20 protein-coding genes are annotated in these 20136 nt (G+C 73.9%); 13 read left to right on the top strand and 7 right to left on the bottom strand.

Features of this window, described 5'->3' with window-relative positions; translation table 11 throughout:
- The first annotated feature begins 85 nt into the window (after positions 1–85).
- The 3 genes from rplM (at position 86) to glmM (ending at position 2739) form a co-directional block, all read left to right on the top strand.
- Complete coding sequence (gene rplM, locus ACH4PU_RS18485; protein ID WP_004951311.1) at positions 86–532, top strand: 50S ribosomal protein L13; 447 nt, start codon at positions 86–88, stop codon at positions 530–532.
- A gap of 39 nt (positions 533–571) precedes the next feature.
- On the top strand, positions 572–1075 hold the full coding sequence (gene rpsI, locus ACH4PU_RS18480; protein ID WP_223769818.1) for a 30S ribosomal protein S9: 504 nt from the start codon (positions 572–574) through the stop codon (positions 1073–1075).
- 305 nt (positions 1076–1380) lie between these two features.
- Entirely contained in the window at positions 1381–2739 is a 1359-nt protein-coding gene (gene glmM, locus ACH4PU_RS18475; protein ID WP_398272795.1) for a phosphoglucosamine mutase, read from the top strand.
- Between the two features lie 128 nt (positions 2740–2867).
- Here the strand turns inward: glmM and coaA are convergent, their stop codons facing one another.
- Entirely contained in the window at positions 2868–3875 is a 1008-nt protein-coding gene (coaA, locus tag ACH4PU_RS18470; RefSeq protein WP_398272793.1) for a type I pantothenate kinase, read from the bottom strand.
- A gap of 221 nt (positions 3876–4096) precedes the next feature.
- Between coaA and ACH4PU_RS18465 the strand changes: the two genes are divergently transcribed.
- Genes ACH4PU_RS18465 through ACH4PU_RS18450 form a run of 4 tightly spaced genes read left to right on the top strand, consistent with a single transcriptional unit; the run spans position 4097 to position 7103 of the window.
- Positions 4097–4384, top strand: a complete 288-nt coding sequence (locus tag ACH4PU_RS18465; protein ID WP_398272791.1) for a hypothetical protein — start codon at positions 4097–4099, stop codon at positions 4382–4384.
- 38 nt (positions 4385–4422) lie between these two features.
- A complete protein-coding gene (gene glmS / locus ACH4PU_RS18460; protein ID WP_398272789.1) occupies positions 4423–6270 on the top strand; it encodes a glutamine--fructose-6-phosphate transaminase (isomerizing) in 1848 nt (615 codons plus the stop codon).
- On the top strand, positions 6267–6635 hold the full coding sequence (locus tag ACH4PU_RS18455) for a holo-ACP synthase (RefSeq protein WP_398272787.1): 369 nt from the start codon (positions 6267–6269) through the stop codon (positions 6633–6635). The genes glmS and ACH4PU_RS18455 overlap by 4 nt, the downstream gene beginning before the upstream one ends.
- A 51-nt stretch (positions 6636–6686) precedes the next feature.
- Positions 6687–7103 carry a RidA family protein gene (locus ACH4PU_RS18450; RefSeq protein WP_398272785.1) on the top strand — a complete coding sequence of 139 codons (417 nt, stop codon included), beginning with the start codon at positions 6687–6689 and terminating at the stop codon, positions 7101–7103.
- Between the two features lie 159 nt (positions 7104–7262).
- On the opposite strand, the gene ACH4PU_RS18445 is transcribed toward ACH4PU_RS18450, so the two are convergent.
- On the bottom strand, positions 7263–7634 hold the full coding sequence (locus tag ACH4PU_RS18445; protein ID WP_398272783.1) for a fic family toxin-antitoxin system, toxin component: 372 nt from the start codon (positions 7632–7634) through the stop codon (positions 7263–7265).
- The gene (locus tag ACH4PU_RS18440) at positions 7631–7843 is read right to left on the bottom strand and encodes a hypothetical protein (protein WP_398272781.1); all 213 of its coding nucleotides are present in this window, start codon (positions 7841–7843) and stop codon (positions 7631–7633) included. The genes ACH4PU_RS18445 and ACH4PU_RS18440 overlap by 4 nt, the downstream gene beginning before the upstream one ends.
- 136 nt (positions 7844–7979) lie before the next feature.
- Here ACH4PU_RS18440 and ACH4PU_RS18435 point away from each other — a divergent pair, with 136 nt between their 5' ends.
- Positions 7980–11294, top strand: a complete 3315-nt coding sequence (locus ACH4PU_RS18435) for an NACHT domain-containing protein (protein ID WP_398272779.1) — start codon at positions 7980–7982, stop codon at positions 11292–11294.
- A gap of 352 nt (positions 11295–11646) precedes the next feature.
- Here ACH4PU_RS18435 and ACH4PU_RS18430 read toward each other — a convergent pair whose 3' ends face one another.
- Both ACH4PU_RS18430 and ACH4PU_RS18425 read right to left on the bottom strand, forming a co-directional pair.
- Positions 11647–12186 (bottom strand): Uma2 family endonuclease, encoded by a 540-nt coding sequence (locus tag ACH4PU_RS18430; protein ID WP_398272777.1) that lies wholly within the window; start codon positions 12184–12186, stop codon positions 11647–11649.
- A gap of 159 nt (positions 12187–12345) precedes the next feature.
- A complete protein-coding gene (locus ACH4PU_RS18425; RefSeq protein WP_398272775.1) occupies positions 12346–13788 on the bottom strand; it encodes an NAD(P)H-hydrate dehydratase in 1443 nt (480 codons plus the stop codon).
- A gap of 181 nt (positions 13789–13969) precedes the next feature.
- Between ACH4PU_RS18425 and alr the strand changes: the two genes are divergently transcribed.
- From alr to tsaE, 3 genes are all read left to right on the top strand, one after another.
- Positions 13970–15157 carry an alanine racemase gene (gene alr, locus ACH4PU_RS18420; RefSeq protein ID WP_398272773.1) on the top strand — a complete coding sequence of 396 codons (1188 nt, stop codon included), beginning with the start codon at positions 13970–13972 and terminating at the stop codon, positions 15155–15157.
- On the top strand, positions 15154–16365 hold the full coding sequence (locus tag ACH4PU_RS18415) for an alpha/beta fold hydrolase (protein ID WP_398272771.1): 1212 nt from the start codon (positions 15154–15156) through the stop codon (positions 16363–16365). The genes alr and ACH4PU_RS18415 overlap by 4 nt, the downstream gene beginning before the upstream one ends.
- Before the next feature lie 147 nt (positions 16366–16512).
- A complete protein-coding gene (tsaE, locus tag ACH4PU_RS18410; RefSeq protein ID WP_398272768.1) occupies positions 16513–17094 on the top strand; it encodes a tRNA (adenosine(37)-N6)-threonylcarbamoyltransferase complex ATPase subunit type 1 TsaE in 582 nt (193 codons plus the stop codon).
- A 3-nt stretch (positions 17095–17097) separates the two neighbouring features.
- On the opposite strand, the gene ACH4PU_RS18405 is transcribed toward tsaE, so the two are convergent.
- A complete protein-coding gene (locus ACH4PU_RS18405; RefSeq protein WP_398272766.1) occupies positions 17098–17952 on the bottom strand; it encodes an NAD(P)H-binding protein in 855 nt (284 codons plus the stop codon).
- A gap of 105 nt (positions 17953–18057) precedes the next feature.
- Here ACH4PU_RS18405 and ACH4PU_RS18400 point away from each other — a divergent pair, with 105 nt between their 5' ends.
- Both ACH4PU_RS18400 and ACH4PU_RS18395 read left to right on the top strand, forming a co-directional pair.
- On the top strand, positions 18058–18978 hold the full coding sequence (locus ACH4PU_RS18400; protein ID WP_398272764.1) for an AraC family transcriptional regulator: 921 nt from the start codon (positions 18058–18060) through the stop codon (positions 18976–18978).
- A 74-nt stretch (positions 18979–19052) separates the two neighbouring features.
- Positions 19053–19298, top strand: a complete 246-nt coding sequence (locus tag ACH4PU_RS18395; protein ID WP_398272762.1) for a hypothetical protein — start codon at positions 19053–19055, stop codon at positions 19296–19298.
- 78 nt (positions 19299–19376) lie between these two features.
- Here the strand turns inward: ACH4PU_RS18395 and ACH4PU_RS18390 are convergent, their stop codons facing one another.
- Entirely contained in the window at positions 19377–19961 is a 585-nt protein-coding gene (locus ACH4PU_RS18390) for a hypothetical protein (RefSeq protein ID WP_398272760.1), read from the bottom strand.
- Positions 19962–20136: the final 175 nt, after the last annotated feature.

Below are 20136 nucleotides of genomic sequence, written 5' to 3'. Positions count from 1 at the left end.
CCCCGTTGTGCGGCCAAGCTCGCGCGATCGTCCCATGCGGACCGTGTCAGGACCCACACTCACTGAAGAAGCGAAGGCTACGACCGTGCGTACGTTCAGCCCCAAGCCCGGCGATGTCCAGCGCCAGTGGCACATCATCGACGCGCAGGACGTCGTCCTGGGCCGTCTGGCCTCTCAGGCCGCCTCCCTGCTGCGCGGCAAGCACAAGCCTGTGTACGCCCCGCACATGGACATGGGTGACTTCGTCGTCATCATCAACGCCGACAAGGTCCACCTGTCCGGCAACAAGAAGACCCAGAAGATGGCCTACCGCCACTCTGGCTTCCCGGGTGGTCTGCGCTCCGTCCGTTACGACGAGCTGCTCGACAAGAACCCGGAGAAGGCCGTCGAGAAGGCGATCAAGGGCATGCTGCCCAAGAACTCCCTCGGCCGTCAGATGCTCTCGAAGCTGAAGGTCTACTCGGGCGACCAGCACCCGCACGCCGCCCAGCAGCCGCAGCCGTTCGAGATCACCCAGGTCAAGCAGGGCTAAGTCCCGGCCACCGCCGAACCAGAAAGTCTGAGGAGAATCGTGGCTGAGACCACCGCCGAGATGCCGGTCGAGGGCGTCGAGGAGTACACCACCGAGACCGAGGTCGTGGAGTCGGAGTACACCTCCGAGTCCCTCGCGTCCCGCTTTGGCGACCCGCAGCCGGCTGCCGGCCTGGGCCGTCGCAAGAACGCCATCGCCCGTGTCCGGATCGTTCCGGGCTCCGGCAAGTGGAAGATCAACGGTCGCACCCTTGAGGACTACTTCCCCAACAAGGTGCACCAGCAGGAAGTCAACGAGCCCTTCAAGGTGCTCGAGCTCGACGACCGTTACGACGTCATCGCCCGCATCTCGGGTGGCGGCGTCTCCGGCCAGGCCGGCGCCCTGCGCCTCGGCGTGGCCCGTGCCCTCAACGAGGCCGACGTCGACAACAACCGCGGCGCCCTGAAGAAGGCCGGCTTCCTGAAGCGCGACGACCGTGCGGTCGAGCGCAAGAAGGCCGGTCTCAAGAAGGCCCGTAAGGCCCCGCAGTACAGCAAGCGCTAATCCGGCGGTTCGCTGCTTCTGCTCGAACGCCCCGGCGGCACGATCCGTGCTGCCGGGGCGTTCGGCTATACAGCACCCGTGGCCATGCGGCATCCGCGGCCGCGCGCCGCCTGTGGCTTCGCGTCACCCGTACGGGTCAGGGGTCACTCGTACGGGCCACTCGGGGCGGGTACCCCGTATACCTGGGAGACTTCGGTCACCTGGCGGCAACGCTTTGGCCCAGGGCTCGATACCTCAAGTACAAGGCTCAAGGACAAGGGGCTCCCTCCAGGGCCCCGCACTCCCGCGTTTTTCGGAGGACACCAGTGGGACGACTCTTCGGTACGGACGGTGTGCGCGGCGTCGCCAACGCCGATCTGACGGCCGAGCTCGCGCTCGGCCTGTCGGTCGCCGCGGCGCACGTGCTCGCCGAGGCGGGGACGTTCGAGGGCCATCGCCCGGTGGCGGTGGTCGGTCGTGATCCGCGGGCGTCCGGGGAGTTCCTGGAGGCCGCCGTGGTGGCCGGACTGGCCAGCGCGGGCGTCGACGTGCTGCGGGTCGGCGTGCTGCCGACGCCCGCCGTCGCGTACCTCACCGGCGCGCTCGGCGCCGACCTGGGCGTCATGCTCTCCGCCAGCCACAACGCGATGCCCGACAACGGGATCAAGTTCTTCGCCCGCGGCGGTCACAAGCTCGCCGACGAGCTGGAGGACCGCATCGAGCGGACGTACCGGGCGCACGCCACCGGCGAGCCCTGGGACCGGCCCACCGGCGCCGGCGTCGGCCGCGTCCGCGATTACGACCAGGGCTTCGACAACTACGTCGCCCACCTGATCGGCGTCCTGCCCAACCGCCTCGACGGCCTCAAGGTCGTCATCGACGGCGCGCACGGCGCGGCGTCCCGCGTCTCGCCCGAGGCGTTCTCGCGGGCCGGCGCCGAGGTCGTCACCATCGGCACCGACCCCGACGGGCTCAACATCAACCACGAGTGCGGCTCCACGCACCTGGAGAAGCTGCGGGCCGCGGTCGTCGAGCACGGCGCGGACCTGGGCGTCGCCCACGACGGTGACGCCGACCGGTGCCTCGCCGTGGACGCCACCGGCGCCGAGGTCGACGGTGACCAGATCCTCGCCGTCCTCGCGCTCGCGATGCGCGAGGCGGGCTCGCTGCGGAAGAACACCGTCGTCGCCACCGTCATGTCCAACCTGGGCTTCAAGCTCGCCATGGAGCGGGAGGGCGTCCGGTTCGTCCAGACCGGGGTCGGCGACCGCTACGTCCTGGAGGAGATGAAGGCCAACGGCTTCGCCCTCGGCGGCGAGCAGTCCGGGCACGTCATCGTCCTCGACCACGCGACGACCGGCGACGGCACGCTGACCGGGCTGATGCTGGCCGCTCGCGTCGCGGCGACCGGGCGGCCGCTGCGGGAGCTGGCCGGGGTCATGGAGCGGCTGCCTCAGGTGCTCATCAACGTCCGGGACGTCGACAAGACCCGGGTCGGGTCGTCGCAGGAGCTTGCCGAGGCTGTGACCGACGCGGAGCGGGAGCTGGGGGCCACCGGGCGGGTGCTGCTGCGGTCGTCCGGGACGGAGCCGCTGGTGCGGGTGATGGTGGAGGCCGCCGATATCGAGCAGGCTCGGGCTGTGGCTCAGCGGCTCGCTGATGTGGTGAAGTCGGCGCTCGGGTAGCGCCGGGTGCGGGCGGGATGGGGTGCCCCTGTCCCGCCCTTTCTCCGTTTCCTGGGGCTGCGCCTCAGACCCCCTTGTCGCGGCTTCGCCGCTCGTCCTCAAGCGCCGGACGGGCTGGTGGGGGCTGATCACAGCTTGCGGAGCGACAAGCGCTGCACCTTGTGGTCCGGGCCCTTGCGGAGGATGAGGCTCGAGCGGCCTCGGGTGGGGGCCACGTTTTCCAGGAGGTTGGGCTTGTTGATGGTCCGCCAGTTGCGGCGGGCGAAGTCCAGGGCCTCCTCCTCCGAGACCTGGGTGTAGCGGCGGAAGAACGAGTCGGGGTCCTGGAAGGCCGTCTCGCGGAGCTTCTTGAACCGCGAGTAGTACCAGCGCTCGATGTCCTCGGCCCGGGCGTCCACGTAGATGCTGAAGTCGAAGAAGTCCGCGAGCCCGACCCGGGTCCGGCCGTCGCGGCCGGGCAGGGCGGGCTGGAGGACGTTGAGGCCCTCGATGATCAGGATGTCCGGGCGGTGCACGGTGAGGCGCTCGTCGGGGACGATGTCGTAGATCAGGTGGGAGTAGACGGGCGCGGACACCTCGTCCTTCCCGGCCTTCACGTCCGCCACGAAGCGCGTCAGGGCCCGGCGGTCGTACGACTCCGGGAAGCCCTTACGGGACATCAGGCCGCGCCGCTGGAGTTCCGCGTTGGGCAGCAGGAAGCCGTCCGTGGTCACCAGCTCGACGCGCGGGTGCTCGGGCCAGCGGGCCAGCAGGGCGCGCAGCAGCCGGGCCGTGGTCGACTTGCCGACCGCGACGCTGCCGGCGACGCCGATGACGAACGGCGTGCCGCGCTGGGCGCCCTTCTCGCCGAGGAAGGTGTTCAGCGCGCCGCGCAGGCTTCCACTGGCGCCCACGTAGAGGTTGAGCAGCCGGGAGAGCGGCAGGTAGACGTCGCGGACCTCGTCCAGGTCGACGACGTCGCCGAGCCCGCGCAGGCGCTCGACCTCCTCCGCGGTGAGCGGGAGGGGCGTGTTCTCGCGCAGCGCGCTCCACTCGGCACGCGTCAGGTCGACGAAGAGCGACGCCTGGTGCGTGGGCGAGTGAGCCGTGCGGCGTCGTTGCTGCGGCTGCTCTGGGGTGGTCGGCACGGGGCCCATTGTGCGTGGGAGGCGCGGGGCGATCACTGCGGGGTGTGGGGTTCGGGGTACCAGCGGGGCGCCAGGCGGAAACTTCAGGGATCTTCCGGGGTCTGCGGGGTACCCGTAGGGGACCCGGCGGCGCGGGGGAGTGAAGATCCGGCGCGGGCCCTGTACCTACTCGCGGGTCAGGAATACGGTCCCACCCTCCGGCCGCCCCGGCATCCTGCGAGGGACCCCCCGTGTTCGTTCTCCGGCTCGTTCTCCGGCTCATCCGCAAGACCTTCCACCGTGTCACGCGCCCCCGCGCCGGTGTACCCGGCGCACGTCCTGGGGCGCACGAGGCGAGTGACGCCTTCGCCGAACGGGTGCGGGCCGAGCTCTGCGACGACCTGCCCGACGAGGACCTCGGCCAGGACCTGGGGGACTGCCTCGACCAGTACCACTTCGGCAGCAAGCCGCGCTGCGAGGAGGTCGAGTACCTGGAGCTCGTCCAGGAGGCCATCGACCGCATCGAGCGCGGACGTTGACCGGCGAGGGGTGACACCGGGGCCGTACGCTGCACTCCATGTGCGGAATCGTGGGTTATGTGGGAGGGCGGTCCGCCCTCGACGTCGTCTTGGCCGGGCTGCGCCGGCTGGAGTACCGCGGCTACGACTCGGCCGGGGTCGCCGTGCTCGCCGACGGCGGGCTCGCCGCGGCCAAGAAGGCGGGCAAGCTCGCCAACCTGGAGAAGGAACTCGCCGACCGGCCGCTGCCCTCCGGCACCACCGGCATCGGCCACACCCGCTGGGCCACCCACGGCGGTCCCACCGACGCCAACGCCCACCCGCACCTCGACAACCCCGGGCGGGTCGCCGTCGTCCACAACGGCATCATCGAGAACTTCGCCGCCCTCCGCGCCGAGCTCGCCGAGCGCGGGCACGCGCTGGCCTCCGAGACGGACACGGAGGTCGTCTCGCACCTGCTGTCCGAGGCGTTCTCCTCCTGTGGGGACCTCGCCGAGGCCATGCGGCAGGTCTGCCGCCGGCTGGAGGGCGCGTTCACGCTCGTCGCGGTGCACGCCGACGACCCCGACGTGGTCGTGGGCGCCCGCCGCAACTCGCCGCTGGTGGTGGGCGTCGGCGACGGCGAGGCGTTCCTCGCCTCCGACGTCGCCGCGTTCATCGCGCACACCCGCGAGGCCGTCGAGCTGGGCCAGGACCAGGTCGTCGAGCTGCGCCGGGACGCGGTCACCGTGACGGACTTCGAGGGCGCGCCGGCGGACGTCCGGGCGTACCACGTGGACTGGGACGCGTCCGCCGCCGAGAAGGGCGGCTACGACTACTTCATGCTCAAGGAGATCGCCGAGCAGCCGAAGGCCGTCGCCGACACGCTGCTGGGGCGCATCGACGCCGCGGGGTCGCTGACGCTGGACGAGGTCCGCATCCCGGCGTCGGTGCTGCGCGAGGTCGACAAGGTCGTCATCGTCGCGTGCGGGACGGCGTACCACGCGGGGATGATCGCCAAGTACGCGATCGAGCACTGGACCCGCATCCCCTGCGAGACCGAGCTGGCCAGCGAGTTCCGCTACCGCGACCCGATCCTCGACCAGCGCACGCTCGTGATCGCCATCTCGCAGTCCGGCGAGACGATGGACACGCTGATGGCGCTGCGGCACGCGCGCGAGCAGGGCGCGAAGGTGCTCGCCATCTGCAACACCAACGGTTCGACGATCCCCCGGGAGTCGGACGCCGTGCTGTACACGCACGCCGGGCCCGAGGTCGCGGTCGCGTCGACGAAGGCGTTCCTGACGCAGCTGGTGGCCTGCTACCTGGTCGCGCTGTACCTGGGGCAGGTGCGCGGGACGAAGTGGGGCGACGAGATCCAGTCGGTGATCCGGGAGCTGGACGGCATCGGGACGCAGGTCGAGGAGGTCCTGGAGACCATGGAGCCGGTGCGCGAGCTGGCGCGCTCGCTGGCCGGCAAGAACACCGTCCTCTTCCTCGGCCGGCACGTCGGCTACCCGGTGGCCCTGGAAGGCGCGCTCAAGCTCAAGGAGCTCGCTTATATGCACGCCGAGGGCTTCGCGGCCGGTGAGCTCAAGCACGGGCCGATCGCGCTGATCGAGGACGATCTGCCGGTGGTCGTCGTCGTCCCGTCGCCGCGCGGGCGGTCCGTCCTGCACGACAAGATCGTCTCCAATATCCAGGAGATCCGGGCCCGGGGCGCCCGGACGATCGTCATCGCCGAGCGCGGCGACGAGGCGGTCCGGCCGTACGCCGACCACCTCGTCGAGATCCCGGCCACCCCGGTGCTCCTCCAGCCGCTCGTCGCCACCGTGCCGCTGCAGGTCTTCGCCTGCGAACTGGCCACCGCCCGCGGCAACGAGGTCGACCAGCCGCGCAACCTGGCGAAGTCGGTGACCGTCGAATGATCGTCGGAGTCGGCATCGACGTGGCCGAGATCGAACGCTTCGACGCGGCGCTGCGGCGCACGCCCGGGATGGCCGGGCGGCTCTTCGTCGAGCGCGAGCTGTACCTGCCGAGCGGCGAGCGGCGCGGGATCGCCTCGCTGGCCGCGCGGTTCGCCGCCAAGGAGGCCCTGGCGAAGGCTTTGGGCGCGCCGCCCGGGCTGCTGTGGACGGACGCGGAGGTGACGACCGGTGAGCACGGGCGGCCCGGGCTGACCGTGTCGGGGACGGTCGCGGCGCGGGCGGAGCTGCTGGGGGTGCGGTCGTGGCATGTGTCGCTCAGCCATGACGCGGGGGTGGCCTCGGCGGTGGTGATCGCGGAGGCGTGAGCCCTCGCGGTGTGATCTTCGAGCTGGCGGGGGCGGTCGGGGCGGTGCAGGATGCCGCGCATGACGGACGCCACGCACCTCACGTACATTGCGGCCCCTGAAGGGGTCGCCCCCGCCGGTGGCTACAGCCACGTCGTGACCGGGACCGGCCGGCTGGTCGCGATCTCGGGGCAGGTCGCCCTCGACGAGGACGGACACCTCGTCGGGCAGGGCGACATCCGCGCCCAGACGCGCCAGGTGTTCGAGAATCTGCGGCGGTGTCTGGCGGGGGCGGGGGCTTCCTTCGGCGACGTCGTGAAGTTGACGTACTTCCTGACGGACGTGGCGCATCTGCCGGTGATCCGAGAGGTGCGGGACGAGTTCGTGGACGCGGGGCGCCTGCCGGCGAGTTCGGCCGTGCAGGTCGTTGCACTGTTCCGGCCGGATCTGTTGATCGAGGTGGAGGCGTTCGCGGTGGTCGGGGGGTGATGCCCCGGTCCCTCCCCCAGAGGGGGCACCCCCATTCGCCGTTTCCTGGGGCTGCGCCCCAGCCCCCCTTTTCGCGGCTTCGCCGCTCGTCCTCGAACTCCCCCAGAGGGGGTGCCCCCAACGGGCTGATTCGGCCCGTCCGGGGGTGCGGGGGCGGCCTCACCCCTCCCAGGACCACAGAACGTCCGCCACCGACGCCGCCGTCGACCCACGCCTGCGCAACTCCGTCGCCAGCGCCGTCACGCGCTCCTGCGTGAGTTTCACCTCCACCCCCGAGGTGACCAGGTAGGCGTGGGCCACCGCCACGGCCACCCGGAGGTTGGAGCGCTCCAGCCAGCGGAGCTGCCCCAGGGTGTGCGCGAGGGCGGCCGCTCTCGCGCGGGCCCCGTCGTAGACGTCGTGGCCGGCCAGCACGGCGCGGTGGCGTTCGACGGCGGCGATCGGCACGCCGTAGTCCTCCGGGGCCGGGTCGTCCTCCCCCGCTTGCCGGGCGACGTCGAGGATCCAGGAGAGGTCCACGTGCAGCGTCATGCGGTGCCCTCGATCTCGTCGATGAGGTCGCCGTATCCGTCCAGGACTTCCTGCGCCGCGGCGAGGAAGGTCGCGCGCAGTTGCTCGTTGTCCGCACGGATCAGCTGCTCGACGTACTCGTTCACCGGAATGTGGCGGGTCTCGGCGGCCTGTCTGGCCATTTCGGCGGCGGATTCATCGAGCCGGAGGTTGACTTGGGTCTTCGCCATGCGAGGGAAGCTATCACCTGCTATCACCTTGTGGATGCCGTTCACGGCGGATCCGTGAGTATGGCTCCCCCGGCCATCTCTCCCGCGTATCGTCGGCAGTTGACCTCGAGAGCGGTAGGCGCGGAAAGGGACGGACGTGCATCCCGCAAAGGAACGCATCGCCGCGGTGTTCGGCGACACCCAGGGCAGCGGCTACCTGCTCACCCCCCGGGTGGTCCTCACCGCCGCCCATGTCGTCGGCGGCTGTGACGCGCCGCGGGTGATCGTGCCCGGTGGTGTCGGGCAGGTGGGCTGCCGGGTGGTGTGGGCGCGGGACGACAGCCGGCGGTGTGACGCCGCGCTGCTCGTCGCGGAGCGGGACGTCGTGCCGGAGGACGTGGCGGACGGGTTCGAGCCGCTGGTGTGGGGGCGGGCGTACGACCTGCGGGCCTGGGGCGGGGCGCAGGCGATCGGGTTCCCGCAGGTGCAGCGGGACGGGCACGGCGAGCTGGACACCGAGCAGCTGCTCGGCACGCTCAAGCCGGGCAGCAACCTGCTCAGCGGCCGGCACGTCCTCGACTGCGCGTACGGCGCGCCCGAGCCGCCGGGCGGCGGCGGTTCGCCGTGGGCCGGGATGTCGGGTGCGGGCGTGTTCGTGGACGGGCTGCTCGCGGGTGTGGTGTGCGCGGACCCGGCCGGCTGGCGGCACGGGCGGCTGACGGTGACGCCGTCGGCCACGCTGTGGGCGGACTTCCGGTTCCTGAGCGAGTGCCTGCTGGCCGGGCACAAGCCGGAGTCGCGGTCGCTGGCCTCGCCCCGGCAGCTGGAGACCGAGGAGTTCGAGCGGCGGTTCCGCGAGTACGTGATCGAGAAATCCGGCGAGCTCACGATCATCGGGCTGACCCTCTCCGACGGCGAGGCCGAGACGTGGCCGCTCGACACCGCGTACCTCAGCCTGGAGCTCGTCGGCCGGGCGCGGGACGCGCGCCGGGACGGGTTCGGGCTGCGGACGGCCGTCGAACCGCCCGACCGCTCCGAGCCGACGCCCCGCCGCGCGGAGGAGGCGCTGGCCGGGCACCGGCGGGTGCTGCTGCGCGGTGCGGCCGGCTCGGGCAAGACGACGCTCCTCCAGTGGCTCGCCACCGTCACCGCGCGCGGTGATCTGCCGCCGGGGCTGGGGCACTTGAGCGGCTGTTTACCGCTGCTGCTGCCGCTGCGGAACCTCGTCCGCGGCGGGGAGCCGCCGCAGCCGGAGGAGTTCCTGGCCGCCGCGGCCCGTCCGCTGGCCGGGCTGCCGGCCGCGCAGGGCTGGGTGACCCGCCGGCTCACCGAGGGCACGGTGCTGCTGCTGATCGACGGGGTGGACGAGGTCCCCGAGGCGGACCGCAGACGCACGCTGGCCTGGGTGAAGGACCTGCTCGCCGCGTATCCCGAGGCCCGCTACATGATCACCACGCGGCCGTCGGCGGTCCGCGAGGGCTGGCTCGCCGACGCCGGGTTCGTCGAGCTGGAGCTGCTCCCGATGGGCCGCGCCGACGTCCTCGCCTTCATCGACCGCTGGCACACGGCCGCCGGGCAGGCGCGGGACGAGCGGCTGCGCGGCTTCCGGGACGCGCTGGCCGCCGCCGTCGTCACCAAGCGCGACCTCGGCCGGCTGGCCACCAACCCGCTGATGTGCGCCCTGATCTGCGCCCTCAACCGGTCCCGGCGCGGCTACCTCCCGCACGGGCGGATGGAGCTGTACCGCGCGGCCCTGGACCTGCTGCTGATCCGGCGCGACCGCGAGCGGGACATCGCGGTGGGGCTGGAGGGCCCCGAGCTGGAGCAGGCGCAGCCGGCGCTGCTCCAGAAGATCGCCTACTGGCTGATCCGCAACGGGCGTTCACAGATCGAGTGGCACAAGGCCGTGGAGATCCTCGACCGGGCGCTGCCCGCCATGCCCGCCGTCGCCGCGCGCGGCAGCGCCGAGGAGATCCTGCGCCACCTGGTGCTGCGCAGCGGCCTGCTGCGGCAGCCCACGGCCGAGACGCTGGACTTCATCCACCGCACCTTCCAGGACTTCCTGGGCGCCCAGGCCGCCGTCGACGACTGGGACTTCGACCTGCTCGTCAACAACGCCCACGACGACCAGTGGGAGGACGTCCTGCGGATGGCCGTCGGCCACGCCCCGCCCCGCGCCCGCGGCGAGCTGCTGCGGATGCTGCTGGACCGCGGCGAACGCGAGGAGCACCACCGGCACCGGCTGCGGCTGCTCGCCGCCGCCTGCCTGGAGCACGCCACGGAGATCGCCCCGGACGTACGGGACCGCGTCGAGCGGGCCGCCGCCGAGCTGGTGCCGCCGCGCGACACGGAGGCGGCGAAGGCCCTCGCGGAGGCCGGACAGGTCGTCCTCGACCTGCTGCCGGGGCCGGAGGGGCTGAGCGACGAGATGGCGCATGCCGTGGCCGTCACCGCGACGGCCGTCGCGGACGACCGGGCGATCCCGCTGCTGGCCCGCTACGCCCGGCACCCGTTCCGCCAGGTGCGTGCCCAACTCGCTTGGTCTTGGGACAACTTCGACACCCGGCACTACGCCGACGCCGTCATCGGCGAACTCTCCCACGACGACGGGCTCGCCTTCGTCGCCAAGAGCGTCGCGCACCTGCGGGAGCTGGCCCGGCTGGGCGGGCGGCCCGAGGTGTGGTGCCGGGGGGTGTGGCGGCCCGAGGAACTGCGGGAGGTGGTGACGCCCGTCCTGCGGGACCTGTCCCTGAGGGAAGGGCCGGAGGACACCGACCTCCGCTTCCTCCGCGACGCCCCGCCGCTGCGGTCCCTGCGGATCGCCGACACCCGGCGCGTCACCCACCTGGGGGCCGTCCCCAGCGGCGCCCTGGAACGCCTCAGGCTCTCGCTGCGGGAACGCCCCGACGGGCTGGAGCGGCTGCACGGAATGGCCCGGCTGCGCTCCCTCCACCTCGACTGGCTCCAGCCGGAGGGCGAGCCGCCGGCCCTGCGGCTGCCGGCCGGCCTGGAGGAGCTGGTCCTCGGCCGCTGGGCCTCCGCCTGGGAACCGGAGGCCGTCCGCCTGGAGGGCCACCCCTGCCTGCGCCGGCTCTCCTTCGAGTACTCCCTCTTCCCGGCGGACGCCCGCGCCGCGCTCGCCACGCTGCGCGGTCTGCACACCCTGAGCATCATGGGCGAGGACCCGCGCTTCCTGGAGCGAGCCGAACCCCTGCCCCGCGTCCGCCACCTCTCCCTCGGCCTCGACTCCCTCACCGGCCTCTCCCACCTGCCGTCCGCCTACCCCTGCCTCAAGGTGCTCACCCTGCACACGCCCGAGGGTACGGGCGAGGTGATGGATCTGTCGTTCCTGCGGGAGCTGCGGGGGGTGGAGGTGTACATCAAGCACTCGGGGCCGGTGATGAACGCCCACTTGCTGACGGGCTATCAGGAGACGATGCGGGGGCGGTTCCTCACGTATCGGGGGGAGTGAGGGGGTCCGGGGTATCGGGGGAGTGAGGGGGCCCGGTGCGTCACCTGTCGGCGGTGCCTCGGCGAGGCGGCGGTCCAACTCCGCGTCCAGCCGCGCCTCATCTTCCGGATCCGGGTCGTAGCCGTTCCAGGCGCGCAGCGCCTGCCGGACGCGGTCCACCTGCCGGATGCGGTCCACCTGGGCGTCGTCCCGCGCGGGGCGGGCGGCGCCACCGGCCAGGCGGATGAGGTACGCGCGCAGCGACAGGCCCTCCGCGGCTGCGGCTGCCGCGAGGCGGTCCCGGATCTCGGCCGGGACGGGGATGTGGGCGTCGGGCATGGATTCCCCTTTCGGCGAGTGAACAGACCGGCTGCTAAGCGCTCTCCGGGCGGTATCGGCGCAGTTCGCCAGTGTCGAGGGTCCACTCGCCAATGGTGATCTTGTCGCCGAAGGCGTAGGGGGCCGTGCCCTCGTACACGGGGGCGCCGTCGTGTACGCCGATGTGCCAGTGGTGGACGCACGTGCCTCGGCGCGGGTCCACGATCAGGTAGTGCGGCATGCCCATGGCGGGGTAGTCCCGCAGCTTGCCCTCGTAGTCGTTCTCCGGGTTGGTGGCGGAGACGATCTCCACGGCGAGCCGTGCGGCATGGGGGTCGATGCCCCGCGCGTCCTCCGCGCTGCCGTCCGCCTCGAAGGCGGACTCCGGGACGACGAGCACGTCCGGGCGCCGGAGCTTGCCCAGGGTCACGTCCTCGACGTCCCCCAGGTTCACGGCGACGAGATCGCCGGTGAGCTGCGGGTCGAGTTGGCGCCGGATGCGCAGGGCGTTGAGGCCGTGGGTCCGGGGCGGGCCCATCATCATGATGATCTGTCCGCCGCTGATCTCCGGCGGGGCGAACCCCGGGGGCGGCACGAGCTCGCCCCGGCACTCGCGCAGGTGCCGGTACGTCTCGTCAAGACTCAGGGTCTCAGTCTATCCGCGCCGCTCCGGGGCGATGTGTCCAAGACGCCCGTACGGAAAGGGAGTTCGAGGGCCCTTCCCGGGGTGTGTGCGCCGGGCCGGGTCCCGCCCTCACCCCGCCGCCACGTCCTCCCACACCCCCCGCAGCTCCTCCGCCACTCCCATCGCGGTGATCGGCGCCTCGCCCAGGGCGCGCGCCGCGAGGCCGTGGAGGTACGCGCCCACCGCGGCCGCGTCGCGGCCGGTGAGGCCGGCGGCGAGGAGGGAGCCGGTGAGGCCGCTGAGGACGTCGCCGCTGCCGGCGGTGGCGAGCCAGGGGGTGCCGGTGGGGTTGACCCTGACGGGGCCGCCGTCCGGGGCGGCGACGACGGTGGTCGAGCCCTTCAGGAGCGCCGTCGCGCCGTACCGCTCGGCCAGGGCGCGGACGGAGGCGAGGCGGGCGCCCTCGACCTCCTCGCGCGCCGTGCCGAGCAGCGCGGCGGCCTCGCCGGCGTGCGGGGTGAGGACGGTCGGGGCGCGGCGGGCGCGGACCGCGTCGGGGGTGAGCAGGCGCAGCCCGTCCGCGTCCACCAGGACCGGGACGTCGGAGGACAGCACGTCGTCGAGGGCCCGCCGCGCCTCCGAACCGTCGCCCAGGCCCGGGCCGACGACCCACGCCTGGACGCGGCCGGCGTCGGCCGGGCGGCCGGAGGTGACCAGCGTCTCGGGGAAGCGGGCGATCACCGCGTCCGCCCCGGGGCCGGCGTAGCGGACCGCCCCCGCGCCGCCGTGCAGCGCGCCCGCGACACACATCACCGCCGCGCCCGGGTAGCGGGCCGAGCCGGCGACCACGCCGACGACGCCCCGCCGGTACTTGTCGCTCTCCGCGGCGGGGCGCGGCAGCAGCCGGGCGACGTCCGCGTGCTGGAGCGCCTCGACGTCCGGGACGGCGGGCAGGTGGGGCCCGAGGCCGATGTCGACCAGGCGCAGCGCCCCCGCGTGCTCGCGGGCCGGATCGACGAGGAGACCGGGCTTGTACGTGCCGAAGGTGACCGTCGCGTCGGCCCGTACCGCGTCGCCGCGCACCTCGCCGGTGTCCGCGTCGACCCCGCTGGGCAGGTCGACGGCGACGACGAGGGCGCCCTCCGCCGCCCGCACCAGCGGCAGCGCCTCCGGGCGGAGGCCGCCCTTGCCGCCGATGCCGACGATGCCGTCCAGCACGAGCTCGGCCCGCTCTATGGCCCGTATGCCCGCGGGGCCGGCGTCCCGCGTACGCCCCCCGGCGGCCAGCAGCGCCCGTACGCCGCCCTGGTGCGCCCGCTCCGGCGTGAGGAGCACGGCGGTCACCCCGGCGCCGCGCCGTGCGAGACGGGCACCGGCGTACAGGGCGTCGCCCCCGTTGTCCCCGCTGCCCACCAGCAGCGCGATCCGCGCCCCCGACACCCGCCCCAGCAACCCCGCGCACGCGGCGGCGAGGCCGGCGGCGGCGCGCCGCATGAGAGCGCCCTCGGGGAGTTCGGCCATGAGCGCTCGCTCGGCGGCCCGTACGGTGTCCACGCGGTAGCCGGTTCTCATGCCGTCCAGTGTCCCCGGCGGCGCGGTGGGGCGGCACGCGGGTGGGGTCGATCGGTGGCCCTTACGGCGGCCGTCCGGGCGCCGCCGCGGCCCGTGCCGGAGCGGTGTCCGCGGCCCTGGTCCCGTACCCCCGGCCCCCGGACCGCGCCCGCCGGGGCCGTGGCCTGAGACACTGGCCGGGATGAACGAGACACCGATGCGCGCCCGTGCCGTGGTCGATCTGGCCGCGTTGCGGGCCAACGTGCGCGTTCTGCGGGCCCTCGCCCCCAAGGCGCAGCTGATGGCAGTGGTCAAGGCGAACGCGTACGGGCACGGCATGGTGCCCTGTGCGCGGGAGGCCCGCCGGGCGGGGGCGGCCTGGATCGGGACGGCCCTGCCCACGGAGGCGCTGGCGCTGCGCGCGGCGGGCGACAGGGGCCGGCTGCTGTGCTGGCTGTGGACGCCGGGCGGGCCGTTCCGGGAGGCCGTCGAGGCCGATGTCGACATCTCGGTGAGCGGGCTGTGGGCCCTGGAGGAGGTGCTGGCGGCGGTCCGCGCCGCCGGCCGCCCGGCCAGGGTCCAGCTGAAGATCGACACGGGCCTAGGCCGCAACGGCTGCACCCCCGGCGACTGGGAGAAGCTGGTCGCCGCCGCCCGCGAGGCGGAGATCGGCGGCGCGCTCCGCGTCACCGGCGTCTGGTCGCACTTCGCCTGTGCGGACGAGCCCGGGCATCCGTCCATCCGGGCCCAGCTCGACGTCTTCCGGGACGCGGTCGCGTACGCGGAGGCCCAGGGCCTCGACCCCGAGGTGCGGCACATCGCCAACTCGCCGGCGACGCTGACCCTCCCCGAGGCCCATTTCGACCTGGTCCGCACCGGGGTGGCCGTCTACGGGATATCCCCGAGCCCCGAGATCGGCACCCCGGCCGACTTCGGGCTGCGCCCCGTGATGACCCTGACCGCCTCCCTGGCGTCCGTGAAGCGGGTGCCCGCGGGGCTGGGCGTGTCGTACGGCCACCAGTACACGACCCCCGGCGAGACGACCCTCGCCCTCGTCCCCCTCGGCTACGCGGACGGCATCCCGCGCGCCGCCTCCGGCACCGGCGAGGTGCTGATCGGCGGCAGGCGGCGGCGGATCGCGGGGCGCGTCGCGATGGACCAGTTCGTGGTCGACCTCGGCGACGACACGGCGGAGGCGGGTGACGAGGCCGTCCTCTTCGGCCCCGGCGACCGTGGCGAGCCCACCGCGGAGGAGTGGGGGCGGGCGACCGGGACGATCGGGTACGAGGTCATCACGCGGATCACGCAGCGGGTGCCGCGGGTCTACGTGGGGGCGGACGACCCGTCGGACGGGGCCGGTACGCCCGTCGGGCCGGGGGCGGCCGGATGACCGAGGCGGGCGGCGTCCCGGACCCGGCCCTCGGCGCCGTCGCCGCCGCGGCGGCCCGCTCCGGCCGGGCCGGCGCGTCCGGCTGGCTGCGCGGCGCCGGGGTCGCCGGCGCGGCCGTGGGCGTCCTGGCGGCCGGCGCGGCGGCGGGCGTCGCCGTGGAACGGCTGACCGTCGGCCGCGGCATGCGCCGCAAGGCGCGGCTGGCCCTGGACTCGACGGGCCCCTACGGGACGCTGCGCGGCACCCCGGGGACGGCGGTCGCCGACGACGGAACCGAGCTGTACTACGAGGTCGAGGAGGCGACGGGCGCCGCTCGGGGATCCGGCGGGCCGCCCGTGACCGTCGTCTTCAGCCACGGCTACTGCCTCAACCAGGACTCCTGGCACTTCCAGCGCGCCGCCCTGCGCGGCGCCGTCCGCGCCGTCTACTGGGACCAGCGCAGCCACGGCCGCTCCGAGCGGGGGCGCGGGCAGCGCGACGGCAACGGGACGGTCTCCATCGACCTGCTGGGCCGCGACCTCAAGGCCGTCATCGAGGCGGCGGCGCCCGAGGGGCCGCTGGTGCTGGTGGGGCACTCGATGGGCGGGATGACCCAGATGGCGCTGGCCTCCCAGTACCCCGGGCTGATCGAGGAGCGGGTGGCCGCCGCGGCGTTCATCGGCACGTCCTCCGGCCGGCTCGCCGAAGTGACCTTCGGGCTGCCCGCCCTGGGCATCAACGTGGTGCGGCGCGTGCTGCCCGGCGCCTTCCGGCTGATGACCGCCCAGACGGAGCTGGTCGAGAAGGGGCGCCGGCTCAGCGCCGATCTGCTCGCCGGGGTCTACCGGCGGTACTCGTTCGGCGCCCGGGACGTCGACCCGGGGGTGGCCCGGTTCGCCGAGCGGCTGCTGGAGAGCACCCCGGTCGACGTCGTCGCCGAGTTCTACCCGGCGTTCGCCGAGCACGACAAGACGGCGGCGCTCGACGTCTTCCGCGGGCTGCCGGTGCTCGTGCTCGCCGGCGAGAAGGATCTGATCACTCCCGCGTCTCACAGTGAGGCCATGGCCGCGGCGCTTCCCGACGCGGAGCTCGTCCTCGTCCCCGGGGCGGGGCATCTGGTGATGCTCGAACAGCCTTCGACGGTCGACGCCCGCCTGGCCGATCTGCTCACGGGGGCGGGTGCGGGACGCTGTGACGCGGCGGAGGCGCGGGGGAGGGGTGAGGCGTGAGGGTGCCCCGGCCCCTCCCCTTCGCCGATTCCCGGGGGCCGGCCCCCAGACCCCCGGAACCGTGCTCGGCGCGGTTGTCCTCAAACGCCGGACGGGCTGGGTAGGTGGCCCCCGTCCCCGCCCCCACACCCCGTACCATCGGGCGGTATGAACGCCCCGCTCGACTCCTCCGCCGTGCCCGCCCCCGGCGCCTCCGGCGCGACCCGTACGGCCGCCGCGCAGCTCACCGTCCGGACGTCCGAGGAGATGCGGGAACTGGGCCGCAGGCTCGCCGGGCTGCTGGGCGCCGGTGACCTGGTGCTGCTCTCGGGCGAACTGGGCGCGGGGAAGACGACGCTGACGCGGGGGCTCGGCGAGGGGCTGGGGGTCCGGGGGGCCGTCACGTCGCCGACGTTCGTGATCGCCCGGGTGCACCCGTCGCTGACCGGCGGGCCGGCCCTCGTGCACGTCGACGCCTACCGGCTGTCCGGCGGGCTCGACGAGATGGAGGACCTGGACCTCGACGTCTCGCTGCCCGAGTCGGTGACGGTCGTGGAGTGGGGCGACGGCAAGGTCGAGGACCTGTCGGAGGACCGTCTCCGCGTCGTCATCGAACGCGCGGTGGGCGCCGAGGCGCCCGCGCCGGACGGTGACGACGCCGATGCCGCCGACGACGTCCGTACGGTCACGGTGAGCGGCGTGGGGGAGCGCTGGGCCGGGGTCGATCTGTCTCCGCTGGCCTTCTCCTAGCGCCTACGTCCACGCCCCCGCCGCCGCGGCCCGTTCCGCGTACGCCGTGAAGTCCACCGGCTCCCGGCCCAGCACCTGCCGCACGCCGTCGGTCACGGTGGCCGTGTGCCCCTCCCGGTGGAGGGCGAAGAGGGCGTCCAGGGCCCTGACCGCCGGCTCCGGGAGGCCGGCGGCCAGCAGTTCGGCGCGGTACTCCGCCGGGGTCAGCTCCACGTACGCCATCTCCCGGCCGGCCGCCCGGCCCATCACCGTCACGGCCTCGTCGAACGTCAGGGGGCGCGGGCCGGACACCTCGGTCACGCCGTCCGTGTGCGCGGTGCGTGTGAGCAGTGCCGCGGCCACCGCCGCGACGTCGTCCGCGTCGATGAACGGCTCCGGGACGTCCCCGATGGGCAGGGCCAGGCGGCCGTCGAGCAGCGGGCCCCGCCACAGGTCCTCGTCGAAGTTCTGGTTGAAGTTGTTCGCCCGCAGGACGGCCCACTCCGCTCCGGAGGCGCGTACCGCCTCCTCGGCCGTGGCCATGCCCTGCCCGAAGTCCGGGCCGACGTGTTCGATGCCCCGGCCCGAGAGGGCCACAAACCGGCCGACGCCCGCCCGTACGGCCCGGGCGGTGAACTCCGGTACCGCCTCGTACCCCTCGTCGGGGGCGACCAGGTAGACGGCCGAGACGCCGTCCAGGGCGCCGGACCAGCCGGCGGGCTCGGTCCAGTCGAAGCGGACCTCGCCGGAGCGGGACGCGGCCCGGACGGGTACGCCCGCGGCGCGCAGCTCGCGCACCACGCGGCGGCCGGTCTTGCCGGTCGCCCCGAGGACCAGGACCGGGCGCGGGTCGGTGGGAGACATAAGGCTGTTGGTCATGCGGACGAGTCAACCCGGCGCCCGGCGCACGGGACATAGGCGGTCATCCGCCCTCCATGTCCGGTCGTCCGCGCCGACCGCGCGGCTCCGCATATCGTGCCGATCATGGACCCCTTCGACGACCTGCTGCGCGGCGTGCGCGCCAACGGCGCCGTCTTCGCCGGCTCCGTGCTGACACCGCCGTGGACGCTGCGCTTCGCCGAGGACGCCTACCTCACCCTGTGCGTCCCCCTGTGCGGGATGGGCTGGATCGTCCGGGACGACGGCGGGGAGCCGCAGCCGCTGCGCACGGGCGAGGCCGCGATCGTGCGCGGACCCGAGCCGTTCGCCTTCACGGACGACCCCGGGACGGGCCCGGACGCGGGGGGCGGTGACGGTCCCGCCATGCTTCTGGCCGGCGCCTACCGCGTGCCCGGCGAAGTGCCCCGCAGGCTGCTGCGCGCCCTCCCGCCGGTCGCCGTCGTCCCCGACGAACACGACTGCGCCGCGATGCGCGGCTACCTGGAGGCGCAGCTCACCACCGGTCTGCCCGGCCGACAGATCGTGGTCGACCGGCTGCTCGACTGGCTGCTGGTGTGCACGCTGCGCCAGTGGTTCGACCGGCCCGGGGCCGCCCCGCCCGCCTGGTACCTGGCGCTGGGGGACGACGTGGTGGGCCCCGCCCTGCGCGCGATGCACGACGCCCCGGAGCGGGCCTGGGCCCTGCCGTCGCTGGCCGCGGTCGCCGGGGTGTCCCGTTCCACGTTCGCCAAGCGCTTCCAGGCGCTGCTGGGCGAGCCGCCGCTGACCTACCTGACGGAATGGCGCATGGCGCTGGCCGCCGACCTGCTGTCCGAGCCCGGCATGACGGTGGCCGCCGTGGCCCGCCGCGTCGGCTACGCCGATCCGTTCGGCTTCAGCACGGCGTTCAAGCGGGTCAGGGGCGTGAGCCCGAGCGCCCACCGGGCCGAGCCGGAGCCGTCGTCGGTCTTGCCGTCGCCCGTCGCCCGGCTCGCGCGGGCGTCAAAGCCGGCTCGCGAGAAGTAGCCGACAAGGTGTCGGGAAGATGTTGCGATGTTGCCGTCGGGCGTGGTGACATGGAGGCAGAGACATGGTTAGGCATGCCTGACCTTGACCGGCTGCCCGAGGAGGCGTTCATGTCGGCCCACGAGCCCCAGCCCTCAGCGGCCATGGACGATCGAGGGAGCGACGAGCGGACGCCCTCGGTGCGCGACCTCCTGGCCGCCTGCGCCGCCGCCGACGCGGTCTCCACACCGCCGCGGGCGCCGGCGCCCGGTCCGGTACCGGACGCGGACGCGGACGACGAGGGGGAGCCGGACGGCCCGCACCGCCGGGCCGCGGCCTGACGTGAAGCGGTCTGACGTGAAGCGGCCTGACGTGAAGCGGTCTGACGTGAAGCGGCCCGTGCCGTTACGGGACCACGACTACGGGACCACGACCACCTTGGTGCCCTTGGGCGCGAACTCCCACATGGCCAGCCCGTCGGCCGGCCTCTCGCGGAGACCGCCCGTCTTCTTCGCCGGGTCCGGCTGCGGCGGAGAGCCGTCCACGGCGGCGCTGAAGCCGAAGACGACCCCGTTCGCGTCCCGCAGGAAGCGCACGATGTGCTCCAGGCGCACGCCGTCCGACCCGGGGCCGTTGAGGTCGCGGGAGGTCACCGCGTACGTCCCCGGCTGCGGGTTCACCGTGCTGGGCGTGACCTCGAAGGACCGCACGTCCTTCGTGTCGCCGCTCACCAGCCACACCCGCTTCTGGCCCACCGAGTAGACGACCCGCTTGCCCGTGCCCGAGCCGCTCGGCACGGCCGGAGGGGCGTCCTTCCGCGTGGCGCCCTTGCCCTTGTCGTCCTTGCCCGAACCCTTGGCGTCGCCGGGCGTCGCGGAGGCGGCGGCGGACGAACGGTGGACGCGGTGGGGCGCGGCCGACGCCTCGTAGGCGAGGTAACCCACCACGGCCAGTGCCGCCGCGGTGAGCCCGGTCACGAACACCCCGGAGCTGCTGCGTGCCACCCTGCGCACCCTTTCGTCCCCCGTACGGCCATGCGGCGTACGGTCATCCGCCCCGACCGTAGCACTCGGGCGCACCCCCGCCGCGCCCCCGAGACGCCTCCGGGGCGCCCCTGGGATCCCCCTGAACCGGGCCCACGCGGGCACCGGCGGCCCCACGGCGCGCCGTAGGCTTGTC

This window comes from Streptomyces sp. NPDC021100 (assembly GCF_044333095.1).
GTDB lineage: Bacteria > Actinomycetota > Actinomycetes > Streptomycetales > Streptomycetaceae > Streptomyces.
Note: the sequence above shows the minus strand (reverse complement) of the source record. Positions and strands in the feature narration are given on the sequence as shown.